Annotated in this window: 16 protein-coding genes; 2 read left to right on the top strand and 14 right to left on the bottom strand. The window is 65.9% G+C overall.

Annotated features, from left to right (window positions below; genetic code table 11):
* Nucleotides 1-12: 12 nt before the first annotated feature.
* Nucleotides 13-2,172: a transglycosylase domain-containing protein gene (locus IFS44_RS08020; RefSeq protein ID WP_192098097.1), complete on the top strand. Its 2,160-nt coding sequence runs from the start codon at nt 13-15 to the stop codon at nt 2,170-2,172.
* Here IFS44_RS08020 and IFS44_RS08025 read toward each other — a convergent pair.
* Genes IFS44_RS08025 through IFS44_RS08035 form a run of 3 tightly spaced genes read right to left on the bottom strand, consistent with a single transcriptional unit; the run spans nt 2,148 to nt 3,857 of the window.
* Entirely contained in the window at nt 2,148-2,822 is a 675-nt protein-coding gene (locus IFS44_RS08025) for a YgjP-like metallopeptidase domain-containing protein (RefSeq protein ID WP_192098098.1), read from the bottom strand. The two genes, IFS44_RS08020 and IFS44_RS08025, sit on opposite strands and share 25 nt — an antisense overlap.
* Nucleotides 2,823-2,826: 4 nt before the next feature.
* Nucleotides 2,827-3,261 carry a YcgN family cysteine cluster protein gene (locus IFS44_RS08030; RefSeq protein WP_031395091.1) on the bottom strand — a complete coding sequence of 145 codons (435 nt, stop codon included), beginning with the start codon at nt 3,259-3,261 and terminating at the stop codon, nt 2,827-2,829.
* Complete coding sequence (locus IFS44_RS08035) at nt 3,258-3,857, bottom strand: SCO family protein (RefSeq protein WP_192098099.1); 600 nt, start codon at nt 3,855-3,857, stop codon at nt 3,258-3,260. The genes IFS44_RS08030 and IFS44_RS08035 overlap by 4 nt, the downstream gene beginning before the upstream one ends.
* Before the next feature lie 74 nt (nt 3,858-3,931).
* Between IFS44_RS08035 and IFS44_RS08040 the strand changes: the two genes are divergently transcribed.
* Entirely contained in the window at nt 3,932-4,588 is a 657-nt protein-coding gene (locus tag IFS44_RS08040) for an ankyrin repeat domain-containing protein (RefSeq protein WP_244650043.1), read from the top strand.
* Between the two features lie 60 nt (nt 4,589-4,648).
* Here IFS44_RS08040 and IFS44_RS08045 read toward each other — a convergent pair whose 3' ends face one another.
* The 11 genes from IFS44_RS08045 to IFS44_RS08095 all read right to left on the bottom strand — a co-directional run bounded on the left by IFS44_RS08045 (nt 4,649) and on the right by IFS44_RS08095 (nt 11,730).
* Nucleotides 4,649-5,146, bottom strand: a complete 498-nt coding sequence (locus IFS44_RS08045) for an MmcB family DNA repair protein (RefSeq protein WP_056407374.1) — start codon at nt 5,144-5,146, stop codon at nt 4,649-4,651.
* Nucleotides 5,147-5,264: 118 nt separating this feature from the next.
* Nucleotides 5,265-5,888 carry a cell wall hydrolase gene (locus IFS44_RS08050; protein ID WP_234387597.1) on the bottom strand — a complete coding sequence of 208 codons (624 nt, stop codon included), beginning with the start codon at nt 5,886-5,888 and terminating at the stop codon, nt 5,265-5,267.
* 189 nt (nt 5,889-6,077) lie between these two features.
* Nucleotides 6,078-6,404 carry a DUF1491 family protein gene (locus tag IFS44_RS08055; RefSeq protein WP_031395096.1) on the bottom strand — a complete coding sequence of 109 codons (327 nt, stop codon included), beginning with the start codon at nt 6,402-6,404 and terminating at the stop codon, nt 6,078-6,080.
* Nucleotides 6,405-6,414: 10 nt separating this feature from the next.
* On the bottom strand, nt 6,415-6,894 hold the full coding sequence (locus IFS44_RS08060; protein ID WP_031395097.1) for a PaaI family thioesterase: 480 nt from the start codon (nt 6,892-6,894) through the stop codon (nt 6,415-6,417).
* Nucleotides 6,884-7,351 (bottom strand): PTS sugar transporter subunit IIA, encoded by a 468-nt coding sequence (locus tag IFS44_RS08065; protein ID WP_192098100.1) that lies wholly within the window; start codon nt 7,349-7,351, stop codon nt 6,884-6,886. Before IFS44_RS08065 ends, IFS44_RS08060 begins: the two co-directional genes overlap by 11 nt.
* Before the next feature lie 102 nt (nt 7,352-7,453).
* The gene (gene hpf, locus IFS44_RS08070; RefSeq protein ID WP_031395099.1) at nt 7,454-8,050 is read right to left on the bottom strand and encodes a ribosome hibernation-promoting factor, HPF/YfiA family; all 597 of its coding nucleotides are present in this window, start codon (nt 8,048-8,050) and stop codon (nt 7,454-7,456) included.
* Between the two features lie 49 nt (nt 8,051-8,099).
* On the bottom strand, nt 8,100-8,792 hold the full coding sequence (gene dnaQ / locus IFS44_RS08075; RefSeq protein WP_031395100.1) for a DNA polymerase III subunit epsilon: 693 nt from the start codon (nt 8,790-8,792) through the stop codon (nt 8,100-8,102).
* A gap of 7 nt (nt 8,793-8,799) precedes the next feature.
* Nucleotides 8,800-9,387, bottom strand: coding sequence for a dephospho-CoA kinase (coaE, locus tag IFS44_RS08080; RefSeq protein WP_192098101.1), 588 nt, complete (start codon nt 9,385-9,387; stop codon nt 8,800-8,802).
* On the bottom strand, nt 9,384-10,199 hold the full coding sequence (locus tag IFS44_RS08085) for a shikimate dehydrogenase family protein (RefSeq protein WP_192098102.1): 816 nt from the start codon (nt 10,197-10,199) through the stop codon (nt 9,384-9,386). The genes coaE and IFS44_RS08085 overlap by 4 nt, the downstream gene beginning before the upstream one ends.
* A 125-nt stretch (nt 10,200-10,324) precedes the next feature.
* Nucleotides 10,325-10,918, bottom strand: a complete 594-nt coding sequence (locus IFS44_RS08090; RefSeq protein WP_192098103.1) for a Maf family protein — start codon at nt 10,916-10,918, stop codon at nt 10,325-10,327.
* On the bottom strand, nt 10,915-11,730 hold the full coding sequence (locus tag IFS44_RS08095; protein ID WP_031440906.1) for a pyruvate, water dikinase regulatory protein: 816 nt from the start codon (nt 11,728-11,730) through the stop codon (nt 10,915-10,917). The genes IFS44_RS08090 and IFS44_RS08095 overlap by 4 nt, the downstream gene beginning before the upstream one ends.
* Nucleotides 11,731-11,847: the final 117 nt, after the last annotated feature.

Here is an 11,847-nt window from a genome sequence, read left to right on the forward strand (position 1 = left end):
CGTCGACCCTTCATGGCTCGCGCGCGTCCCGCTTCCCGCCCCTCTCGGCCTCGCTCCTCATGGCGCCGCCGGTTTGTCCTCCTCCTGAAGGTTCTCGCCGGTATTGCCATCCTCGCGCTCGGCGCGCTGGTGATTGCGATCTACATCGCCCGTGCGCAGCTGCCGAGCTTCGAAAGCCTCAAATCCTCGCCCAACGGCCAGATGATCCGGGTGCATGCCGCCGATGGCAGCGTGATCGTGTCGATGGGGCCGAGTTTCGGCGAATGGCTTTCCTATGGCCAGATCCCCGCGGTGATGCGCGACGCGACCGTCGCGGTCGAGGACCGGCGCTTTCGCTCGCATCTCGGTGTCGATCCGGTCGGGATCGCTCGCTCGGTCAAGGTACGGTTCGATCGCGGGCGCTGGACGCAGGGTGGGTCGACGATCACGCAGCAGTTGGCCCGCAACGTCTTCCTGAACAACCAGAAGAAGTTCGGGCGCAAGTTCCGCGAATGGATCCTGGCGTTCGCGCTCGAGCGCAAGTTCAGCAAGGACCAGATCCTCGAACTCTACCTCAACAAGGTCTATTATGGCGGCGGCGCCTACGGGATCGACGCCGCGTCGCGCAAGTTCTTCGGCCACGGGGCGGACCGCCTGTCGCTGGCCGAAGCGGCGGTGATCGCCGGGCTCGTCAAGGCACCGTCCAATTATTCGCCGACTGCCGATGCCGAGGCGGCGATGGGCCGCGCGGGCGTCGTGCTGAAGACGATGGCGGAAACCGGCGTCATCAGCGCGGGCGAGGCCGCCGATGCCGATGTGCAGGGGCTCAAACTGGCGCCCGAGCCGAAGCAGAACAGCGTCCGCTACTTCACCGACTGGGCCTTGCCGCAGCTCGACACGCTGATCGACGAGACCGAGGCACCGCTCGAGGTGTGGACGACGCTCGACCTCTCGATGCAGCGCGATGCCGATGCCGCGATCCGGGCGAATGCCCCCGCGGGTGCGCAAGGCGCGCTGGTGTCACTCGACCGCGATGGCGCGGTCAAGGCGATGGTCGGCGGCAAGGACTATGTCTCGTCGATCTACAACCGCGCGACGCAGGCGGTGCGCCAGCCGGGTTCGGCGTTCAAGCTGTTCGTGTATCTCGCCGCGCTCGAGGCCGGGCACAAGCCCGAGGATTCGATCGTCGACGAACCCGTGACGATCGACGGATGGAGCCCGCGCAACGATTCGCGGCGCAATTCCGGCGCCGTCAGCCTGCGCACGGCCTTTGCCTATTCGCTGAACACCGTCGCGGCCAAGCTGGGGCAGGAGGTCGGCTTCACGACGGTCGCGGACATGGCGCGGCGGTTCGGCATCACGACGACGGTCAACACGCATCCCTCGATGGTGCTGGGCACGTCGGAGGTCCGCGTGATCGACATGACGCGTGCCTTTGCCAGCGTCGCGAGCAAGGGCGTTGCGGTGACCCCCTATGGCATCACCCGCGTGACCGCGAACGGCCAAACGATCTACACACATGAGGTCGATCGCAGCCACGTCCTCGTCGCCCCCTATGTCGCCGCCGAGATGACCGACCTGTTGCAGACCGCGGTCAACACCGGCACCGGGCGCGCCGCGCAGATCGGCCGCCCGGTGGCGGGGAAGACGGGCACGACGAGTTCGTCGAAGGATGGCTGGTTCCTCGGCTTTTCCAGCGGCATCACCACCGGCGTGTGGATGGGCCGCGACGATGCCAAGCCGATCTCCGGACTGCACGGCGGTACGGCACCGGCGCGCGCCTGGGCGGCGTTCATGAAGCCCGCCACGGCCAGTCGCCCGATCGAGCAGTTCGAGACGCAAGTGACCCTGCCCGAATGGCAGCTCGAACCCGATGAGGAGAGCTATTTCGGCCAGCCTGACAACGGCCAGATGATGGTCGACGAGAATGGCAATCCGATCGAGCCTAGCGGCGTTCCGGATATGCCGAGCGATGCCCCGGCGGGCGAACCGATACCGCGCCCCGATGCGACCCCGTCCGACCAGACACCGCAGGTGCCGCAGCAGCAGTTGAACCAGGACTGGATCGACAGGGTGACGGGTCGGGACGCACCACGGCGCGATCCCGTCGCGCCGCAGCCGCGCGCGCCCCAGCGGGACTGGTCACGCGAGAGTTCGCGCGATCGCTTTCAGGACGATCGACCGACCCAGTGAAGCGCCGCGCCATGCGTGCGTAGCCAGACCCGCGCCGGGGTCGGATCCTCACCATAGAGATCGGCGACGAGCGCGTGGAAGGCGGGCGCGTGGTTCATGTGGACGCGGTGGGCGACCTCATGCGCCACCGTTGCCCGCCGTACGAAGCCGGGGGCGAGGATCAGCCGCCAGCTGTAGCGGATCACCCCGCTCGACGCGCAGCTGCCCCAGCGGCCCTTGGCATCGCCGATCGCGACCTGCGTGACGCTCACTCCCGCCTTGGCGGCATATTCGGCGGTTTCCTGCTCCAGCAGGCCCAGCGCAGTACGCTTGAGCCATGCCTCGACGCGGCGGGGAATCGTCTCGACGGGACCGGACAGCGACAGGACCGCGCCTTCGCGGACCACCGTGCGGCGGCTGCCAGGGGTCCACGCGATCGTCACCGGCTCATCGGCGACCATCACGACCGCACCGGGAACGAAGGGCTGCGGCCGCGGCAGACGCGCGCGTTGTTCCGCGATCCAGTCCGCCTTCTCCTCAGCCCAGGCCAGTGCCTGCTTGAGCGCCGCCCGCTTGGGCAGGACGAGCCTGGCACGGCCGCTGGCGGGATCGATCGACAACCGTGCCCGGCGCGCGCGCGGATGCCGGATGATCTCGAGGCCGTCGATCACCGGGTCAGAGTTCGCGGTCGATCACGTGATATTCGAGTTCGCCGGCCTCGTCCTCGCTGATCGTCCAGCCGCGGACCGACTGTTTGGCGCGGTGCACCGCCTCGCGGTCACCGCAGACGAGATAATGCCACTCGGGAAGCTGCTCCCCGGCCGCGCGCAGGCGATAGGCGCAGGTCGAGGGCAGCCAGTCGATGTCGCGGACGTTGGAGGTCGTCAGGCGCACGCATTCGGCGACATAGGCGTGGCGGTGCCGATAGTCCGAACACTGCCCGCTGCGCCGGTCGAGCAGCCGGCACGATACGTTGGTCGCGACAAGCTCGCCGGTATCCTCGTCCTCGAGCTTGTGGATGCAGCATTTGCCGCAGCCGTCGCACAGGGCCTCCCACTGGCCGCGGTCGAGCTTCTCGATCGGCGTGTCTTCCCAGAATCTGGCGCTCATCGGGCCCAGCGCTTGATGTCGTCGGCCAAGGCCTGTGGTCCCTTATCCTGTGGCAGCAGCGCGAGAGGCTTGCCGTCCGGATCCATCAGATAGGCCTGACGCGAGTGATTTACGAGGTAACCGCCACCGGGCGCGGCATCCCCCTTGGCCGAGAAGATCGCGAATTCCTTCTTTACGGTCTCGATCGCCGCGGGACTGCCGGTGAGCCCGACGATGCGCGGATGAAAGGCGGTGACGAACTGCTTGACGACCGCAGGGGTGTCACGCGTCGGATCGACGCTCACGAAGATCGGCACGATCCGCGCCGCAAGCGCCGGATCGCTGGCCTCGAGCAGTTTCATCGCGCCGCCGATCGTTTGCATGTCGGTCGGACAGACATCGGGGCAGAAGGTGTAGCCGAAATACATGATCCGGTATTTGCCCGCGAACCGCCGGTCGCTGACCTGTTGCCCGTCCTGATCGACGAGCGTGAACGGCCCGCCGATCCGCGCCCCGGCAAGCGGCGGCGTCGCGGGCGCCGCGCTCGTATCGGGCGTAGAGGGGCTGCACGCCGCAAGCGCGAGGGCGGCGAGAAGGGCGGGGCGTCGATTGGTCATGATACAGCCAGCCTTGATCTGTTAGCCCGTGCGGCGCAAGCGTCGCACATCACCCGCGTCCCGAGGATCTATCGATGTCGTATATCCGCCAGTGCCCCGCCCTGACGACGGGCGCCAAGACCATGGGCGCCCTGTTGATGGGAGCCGTGATCGCGCTTCCCGTTACCACCGTGATCGCCCCGCGTGTCGCACACGCGCAGAACCAGTCGGAAGGCTATAAATTCCTGAATGCGGTGCGCGAGTCGAAGAACAACGAGGTCCTCGAAATGCTCGGACGTCCGGGCAGCAGCATCGTCAATGCACGCGACGTCTCGACAGGCGAGGGCGCGTTGCACATCGTCATCAAACGTGCCGACGAGACCTATCTGCGGTTCCTGCTGCAGAAAGGCGCCGACGCCAATCTGCGCGACGGTAAGGGCAACACGCCGCTGCTCCTCGCGGTGACGCTCGGCCAGACCGACATGATCCCGATCCTGACCGCCGCCGGCGCCAATCCGAATCTTGCCAATTCGGCAGGAGAGACTCCGTTGATCCGCGCCGTTCAGCGCCGCGACGTTGCCATGATCCGCGTGCTGCTCAACGAAAACGCCGACCCCGATCAGGCCGATATCATCGCCGGCATGTCGGCGCGCGATTATGCCAAGCAGGATGGTCGCAACGTCGTGGTGACCAAGCTGCTGGCCGATGCGCCGAAGAAGACCCGCAAGGCGGTCGCGGGGCCGAAATTCTGACGATCACGTCGCCGGGCGGCTGATCCTGCCGCGTATCGTGAGGATCAGCCGCCAGCCGGATCAGAAGGCGAGACCGGCGGCGTCGGGATCGACCTGTGCGATCAGGCGGCGTGCGGCGCGTCTGGCGAAGGCTAAAGTGCAGCGCTTGCGGACATGCGCGGGCAGGGGGGTCGTATGCGCCTCGCGGACGATCGCGGCGTCATAGCGGTCAGCGACGATGATCCCGGTACGTTCGGGCAGAAACGCCGCCCCCTGCAGCGGCCGCATGTCGAACCCGGCCGGCACCGCCCAGAAATAGCGATCGCAATGTCCGAGATACTCAGGCCATTTGCCATCACCGACCAGGTCCGCGCGCGACACCTTGATCTCGACGACGACGATCTGCCCGCGGGCATCGATCGCCATCAGATCGGCGCGACGCCCCCCGTCGAGGGGAACCTCCGCCATCGCGGTCAGGTCGTGGCGCAACAACATCCGGATCACGCCGCGTGCCACATCGGCGGCACATAAGGGCGATCCGGGTTCGTCGATGCAGGAGTCCGGGGGGGTGTCGAGCATGCGCCAGAAATAGAACAATCCGCGAACGACGCAAGCGCGTTCACGGATTGTTTATAGCGTTGGCGATGCAGGTGTGATCCTGATCATGATCCCGGACCCTGTCCGGATCGGCTGTCGATCAGCGATAGAAGACGTGGTTGCCGATCGAAGCGACCTTGATCACGCGGCCCGCAGGGCGGCGATCGGCGGTGTTGAAATACAGCGCCTTCTCGGCCGGGCTGTTCCACGCATCGGCCAGTGCAACCTTCGCGACGGCGATGGCGGTGCGGTACGACGTGCCCTTGTTGATCGCGGGGATCTGACCGCCGCGGACAAAGCTGAACTGGCCGCGCTGCTTGACGACGTCGCAGACGTCGGCGGGGAAGCGGCCCGACTTGGCGCGGTTGATGATGACTTCGGCGACGGCGAGCTGGCCGGTGAGCGGCTCGCCCTTGGATTCAAAATAGATGGCGCCGGCAAGGCACTGGAGCGCTTCGTCGGCGGCGGCGCTATCCTGCGCGGCAACGGCCTGGGCAAGCGTTTCGAATTCTTCGTCTTCGATTTCGGCCGACGTCTGGACGGCGGTCTGTGCAGCGGGCTCGACGGCGGTGACGGGCGTCACGGCGGGAACGGTCTGCGGAACATTCTGAGAGGAGAGGGCGTTTAGATTTGCGAGTGCGGTGAGGCTGGCGGTCGAGCGATCAACGCCGGTCGCCTGGCTGGGCGCGCTGTTGCCGAACAGGCCGGCGAGAGAGAAGGTCATGACCGCAATCGTTGCGGCCCGCTGCAAAATCGTCATTCAAACTTATTCAGATGCGGTTGGACCACGGAACCAATCGTACGAGCCGATCGTCCAGGCATCCCCCCGACTGCGTAACTGATCCGGATCGCACCCGTCCCAGCACAACGCCAATCAATGTTGAATATCCCCTCTATCGGGGGGACTTTGGAGTCAATCGGCCAGGATCGTTTCAGCGGCGAACCGTTCCGCCGCTGCGACATCCACCTCGATCACCCAGAGATCTGGATCGCTCGACCGCCGTCGACGCCAATAGCCGTCGAGGTCTTCGGGCGGAGTCGAGTCGATCAGTGCCGTTCGCCCATCGGCGCCGATCCCGCGCTCAAGCAGGCGGGGCAGGGCACCGCGGTCGATGGCGATCACGAGGATCGCGCCGCCCTGCGCGTCCCCTTTGGCGAGCACCGCGCCGAAACCGCCCGCGTCGTTGACCCGTCGCAGCAGCGCACTGACGAGGACGCCGCTGGGAAGACGGCCACTCATAGCAGGACGATCACGGCAGCGGGCGCGGCGAGACGCGGTATCCGGGAAGCCCGGCCAGGGCGATCCGTGAGCGCATGAACGTACCCGTACCCCGCGCCGCCTCCTCCCCCTCGGCGTCGATCAGCCGGGCATCGGCGACAAACACGCGGCGCTTCCCGCTGATCCAGCGGCCTTCGGCGATCACCGGACCCGCCTTTAACGGCCGGGTCAGCAACAGGTTGAACGCGGTCGTCAGGAGAAAGCGATCGGTGACGAGACTGTTTGCGGCATAGAAGGCGGCATCGTCGAGCATCTTGAAATAGCTCGTCCCGTGCGCCGCGCCGCCGGCATGATAATGACGTTCGTCGATCGTGAACCGGATCCGCGCGACGCCGGCCTCCGGAATCTCGAGCGTGGATTCGAAGAAGCGGTTGATCGGCGCACAGGCGTAGAGCGATTCCAGCGCGCGAAAATGCGCCTCGGCGCCGGCGGAGGCCAGTTCAGGCGGCATCGCGGACCGCATCGGCGGTGAACAGGGCATAGAGCGCATCGGTCGAACCCGCACCGCGCAGCTTGTCGAGGAACAGCTTGTCGCGCAGCCGGCGCGATATCCGCGCCAGTGCCTTCAGATGAACCGCGCCGGCATCGGTCGGCGACAACAGCATGAAGACGAGATCGACGGGGAGATCGTCGACGGCCTGAAAATCGATCGGCTGCGCCAGTCGCGCGAACACCGCCGTGACCTGCGTCAGTCCGTCGAGCTTGGCATGGGGAATCGCGACACCACCGCCAAATCCCGTCGAGCCCAGCTTTTCGCGGGCAATCAGACGGTCCGCGATATTTTTCGCGTCGGCTTCGACAATGTCGGCAGCAAGCGTGGCGACATGGTGAAGCACGGCCTTTTTGTTTGCCGCGACCATGCCGGTCAGGACCGCGTCCGGACGCAGCATATCACTGAAGTCATTCATGCTGTTCATGTCTCAAAAGCGCCCCCGCACGCCCCGCCTTAACGGTTTGCACGGGGGCGTAAAGCGCAGCGTCACAACAGCTGTTGCGGCTCGCGCGCTCTATTAGGGTGCGGCGGATGCCGAACGTTGCGGCTCGACCCAGCCGATGGTGCCGTCACCGCGGCGGTAGACCATGTTATGCGCGCCAGTACCCGCATTCATAAACAATAATGCGGCTGTATTGCGAAGATCCAGCATCATCACCGCGTCGGACACGCTGGCCTCGGGGATGTCGACGCGCGTCTCGGCAATGATCAGGGGCGCATCGGGGGCATCGTCCTCGGTGACCTGCTCCTGAAACAGCGTATAGCTTGCATTATCATAGCCGTTGCTTTCCGCGATCGCCACGGCTTCACCCGCATGACGATCCTTCAGGCGACGCATATAGCGGCGAAGCTGGGTTTCGATCTTGGCCGCGGCGCTGTCGAACGCGGCACGGGCGTCATAGGCATCGGCATGGCCCTTGAGCACCAGCCCCTTCATGACATGCGCGACGATATCACATTTGAAGCCGGCATCATGCGGCCCCTTGCCGAACGTGACCTCGGCGGAAATGGCGCGCGAGAAATACTTGTCGGCGATACCCTGGAGTCGGTCTTCCACATGGCTGTTGAGCGCATCGCCAGTGGCGACCTGATGACCAGAAATCCGGATATCCATTATCGTCTCCTTCTCATCGGACGGTCCTATTGGCTCCGTCCGCCCGGCGTCATCCGGACGCCACGGCCCCCCAAATCGGATCCTTGATCCCCTTCATAAACGCGGCATGGGCCGCAAGGTCTCCCTCGCTGACCGTGAAAACACGCGGTTGCCGAACGACACGAGGCGCCGGTGCGACGACCGGAGTCGCAGCGGTGACGGTCCGCTCGCTGAGCAGGCCGAGACCGATCTGGCGACCACCCAACAGCTCGACATAAACCTGCGCCAGAAGCTGCGCGTCGAGCAGAGCGCCGTGGAGAACGCGGTGACTCCGATCGATCCCGAACCGCGAACACAGCGCATCAAGCGAATGCTTCGCGCCCGGATGACGGCTGCGGGCGATCTGCAGCGTATCGATCATCCGGTTCAGGTGAATAATCGGCCGTCCGCATTTGACGAGCTCGCCGTTGAGAAACGAGAAATCGAAGCTCGCATTATGCGCGATCATCGGCGCATCGCCGACGAAATCGAGCAGGTCCGCCACGCCGTCGCCGAACCGCGGCTTGTCGGCGAGGAACGCCTGGCTCAGCCCGTGGACGTTGAACGCCTCGACCGGCATGTCCCGTTCGGGATGGTAATAAGCGTGGAAGGTGCGCCCGGTCTCGACCCGGTTGACCATCTCGACACAGCCGATCTCGACCATGCGATCGCCACCGGAAAAGCTGAGGCCGGTGGTTTCAGTATCGAAGACGATCTCACGCATCCGGCTGTTATCGGCGCTCACGTCCCGTCACGCAAGCGATCACCGCACGAACCTGCGCGCGGGTTTCGTCGAAGCTCGTGTCGGTGCGAATGACATGATCGGCACGCGCGCGTTTTTCGGAATCGGGTGTCTGGCGGGCGAGGATCGCGGCGAAACGCTCGGCGGTCATACCGGGGCGGGCGAGCACGCGGGCCCGCTGGACCTCGGCGGCGGCGGTCACGACGACGATGCAGTAGACCCGCGCGTCACCGCCGGTTTCGAACAACAGCGGCACGTCGAACACGACCAGCGCGCCGGCATGAGCATCGAGAAACGCCTGACGCTCCTCACCGACCGCGGGATGCACGATCGCCTCGAGACGGCGGATCGCATCGTCGTCACCGAATACCGCCGCGCCCAGTCGTGTACGGTCGACCTCGCCGTCCTGGACGGTGCCGGGAAACGCGGCGCCGATCGGTTCTACGAGCCGGCCGCCGACGCTCTGCAGTCGGTGGACCGTTGCATCGGCGTCGAAGACGGGGACGCCTTCCTCCGCGAACATCGCGGCGACGGCGGATTTGCCCATGCCGATCGAGCCGGTGAGGCCGATAATCATGCGGTGAGCAGCGCGCGCAAGGCCTCGTCGCGGTCCCGCGGAGGTTCCACGTGGAACAAAATCTCGAACGCGACCGCCGCCTGACCGATCAGCATTTCGAGCCCGTCGACGGTTTCGAGATCGCGCGCGCGGGCGGCCTTGAGCAGTCCGGTCTCGAGCGGCGCGTAGACGATGTCATAGACGAGCGAGTCGGGATCGAGCGCGCCCAGATCGAGGTCGAGGGGCGGCTGACCGGTCATGCCGAGGATGCTCGCATTGACCAACAGTCGCGACGGCGGGACCGCTGGACCGATCGGCAGCGCCTGTCCCTTGAGCCCGAATGTCGACAGCAACGCCGCCGCCTTCAAAGGATTGCGGTTGAGGATTGTCACCGGACCGACGCCCATACGCGACAGCGCGAACAGGATCGCGCGCGCTGCGCCGCCCGCACCGATCACGGTGACGGGCTGGCCGGCGATATCGAGATCATCGATCGGCGCCCAGAACCCCGCGGCATCGGTATTCGTACCGATGCAGTCGCCGGCGGAGTTGCGGAAGACGGTATTGATCGCGCCGATCGAACCCCGGACGTCGCCGGGGTCGGACACGTGGTCGAGCGCCGCCAGCTTGTGCGGCATGGTGATATTGCACCCCCGCCAGGCGGGATCGCTCTTCCGCTCAGCGAAATAGGCCGGAAGCTGTTCCGCAGTGACGTGCTTGTGCCGGTACTCGGCGTCGATCCCGAGCGCGTCGAGCCAGAAGCCGTGGATCAGCGGCGATTTCGATTGGGCGATCGGATCGCCGATCACTTCGGCATAGGGGCGAGGGGTCATTCAGAGCTCCATAAGATCCCGGGCTGGCTGGCCGGCGTTCGACGCCGCCACCGCGCATCGATCGCGTGTAATCGATACCGCCGGGATTGCCAGACGAACGCCGATGTCCGTCAGCGGCCCGCACGCTAAGCGGGGAGTGCACCACGTGTCCGGAGAAAATCGAGCACGTTGAGCAGCGGCATGCCGAGAACGGTGAACTGGCTGCCGTCGATCTTCGTGAAGAGCTGCGCGCCCGGACCCTCGATCCGGTAACAGCCGACGCACCCCGCGATCGCGGGCCACTCGGCATCGAGATAGGTTTCGATGAACGCGTCGGACAGCGGCCGGACATGCATCCGCGCGCGCTCGACATGGCGCCACACCGGTCGGCCATTCTCCGCGATGACCGCCGCGCTCCACAGGTCATGATGCGTGCCCGACATCCGTCGCAGGTGCGCTGCCGCGTCATCGCGATCGACCGGTTTGTCGAGGATCGTGCCGTCCTCCAGCGCGACGAGCGAGTCGCTGCCGAGGACGAGATGCCCCGGCATCCGCGTCGAGACCTTCGTTGCCTTGAGTTCGGCAAGCGCGTCGGCCAGATCGCGGGGTGACAGCGCGACCAGGGCCGCCTTGGCCGCATCCTCATCGACACCTGCAAAGGTCGCATCGAACGCGACGCCCGCCGCGGTAAGCATCGCGCGACGCGACGCGCTCTGCGACGCGAGAATCAGGAAGCTCATGCCTCGGGCCGGCGCTGGTTGCACAGCGCGATGATCGCCGCCGCGGTTTCCTCGATCGACCGCCGTGTCACGTCGATCACCGGCCAGCCATTGTCCGCGAACATCCGCCGCGCAAAGGCGAGTTCGCGCATGACGGCCTCTTCCTCGACATAGGAGGTGTCGGGCGCCTGATGCAGCGACAGCAGCCGGTTGCGGCGCACCTGGATCAGCCGGTCGGCGCTCGTCGTCAGCCCGACGATCAGCGGCTTCCGCAAGGCGTAGAGGATCTTCGGCGGCGGGCTTTCGACAACGATGGGGATGTTCGCGGTCTTGTAGCCGCGATTGGCGAGGTAGATCGAGGTCGGCGTCTTCGACGACCGCGAGACGCCGGCGAGGACGATGTCAGCCTCCTCCCATTCTTCCCACGCGATCCCGTCGTCATGCGCGATCGTCCACTGGATCGCGTCGACGCGCGCGAAATAGGCGGCGTCGAGGACGTGCTGGCGACCCGGCCGCGCCTTGGCCTGCTGACCCAGCAGTCCCGACAGCGCATCGTTGACCGGATCGAGCGGCGCGACCGCGGGGAGACCAAGCGCAAGGCAGCGTTGTTCGAGGATCCGCCGCGTCGCGGGGTTCACCAGGGTGAAGATCACGAGCCCGGGATTCTGCGCGACCTCCTGAAGGATGCGCTCGAGATGCGCCTCGGTGCGGACCATCGGCCAGAAATGGCGGACGGTCTCGACATCGTCATATTGCGCGAGCGCCGCCTTGGCGATGTTCTCCAGCGTCTCGCCCGTCGAGTCCGACAGCAGGTGAAGATGGAGCCGTATCATAGGTCGCATAGCCCTGCCGCGAGGGGCCATCGGGATGAATCTGTGGATAACATGCGGATAAGGGCTAGCGTAACTCATGCCTCCCGCCAAGCGGGCCGGTCGTTGTGGATAAGTCAC

Source organism: Sphingomonas sp. CFBP 13706, assembly GCF_014842355.1.
Lineage (GTDB): Bacteria > Pseudomonadota > Alphaproteobacteria > Sphingomonadales > Sphingomonadaceae > Sphingomonas > Sphingomonas aerolata.

Excerpts from the sequence above, each read along its gene's own strand:
- IFS44_RS08035 (WP_192098099.1), bottom strand. The coding sequence starts at position 3,857 with ATGACCAATCGACGCCCCGCCCTTCTCGCCGCCCTCGCGCTTGCGGCG.
- coaE (WP_192098101.1), bottom strand. The coding sequence starts at position 9,387 with ATGATTATCGGCCTCACCGGCTCGATCGGCATGGGCAAATCCGCCGTC.
- IFS44_RS08020 (WP_192098097.1), top strand. The coding sequence starts at position 13 with ATGGCTCGCGCGCGTCCCGCTTCCCGCCCCTCTCGGCCTCGCTCCTCA.
- IFS44_RS08060 (WP_031395097.1), bottom strand. The coding sequence starts at position 6,894 with ATGCCGCCTGAACTGGCCTCCGCCGGCGCCGAGGCGCATTTTCGCGCG.
- IFS44_RS08045 (WP_056407374.1), bottom strand. The coding sequence starts at position 5,146 with ATGCTCGACACCCCCCCGGACTCCTGCATCGACGAACCCGGATCGCCC.
- IFS44_RS08085 (WP_192098102.1), bottom strand. The coding sequence starts at position 10,199 with ATGACCCCTCGCCCCTATGCCGAAGTGATCGGCGATCCGATCGCCCAA.
- IFS44_RS08040 (WP_244650043.1), top strand. The coding sequence starts at position 3,932 with ATGTCGTATATCCGCCAGTGCCCCGCCCTGACGACGGGCGCCAAGACC.
- IFS44_RS08050 (WP_234387597.1), bottom strand. The coding sequence starts at position 5,888 with ATGACCTTCTCTCTCGCCGGCCTGTTCGGCAACAGCGCGCCCAGCCAG.
- IFS44_RS08065 (WP_192098100.1), bottom strand. The coding sequence starts at position 7,351 with ATGAATGACTTCAGTGATATGCTGCGTCCGGACGCGGTCCTGACCGGC.
- IFS44_RS08030 (WP_031395091.1), bottom strand. The coding sequence starts at position 3,261 with ATGAGCGCCAGATTCTGGGAAGACACGCCGATCGAGAAGCTCGACCGC.
- hpf (WP_031395099.1), bottom strand. The coding sequence starts at position 8,050 with ATGGATATCCGGATTTCTGGTCATCAGGTCGCCACTGGCGATGCGCTC.
- IFS44_RS08090 (WP_192098103.1), bottom strand. The coding sequence starts at position 10,918 with ATGAGCTTCCTGATTCTCGCGTCGCAGAGCGCGTCGCGTCGCGCGATG.
- IFS44_RS08055 (WP_031395096.1), bottom strand. The coding sequence starts at position 6,404 with ATGAGTGGCCGTCTTCCCAGCGGCGTCCTCGTCAGTGCGCTGCTGCGA.
- IFS44_RS08095 (WP_031440906.1), bottom strand. The coding sequence starts at position 11,730 with ATGATACGGCTCCATCTTCACCTGCTGTCGGACTCGACGGGCGAGACG.
- dnaQ (WP_031395100.1), bottom strand. The coding sequence starts at position 8,792 with ATGCGTGAGATCGTCTTCGATACTGAAACCACCGGCCTCAGCTTTTCC.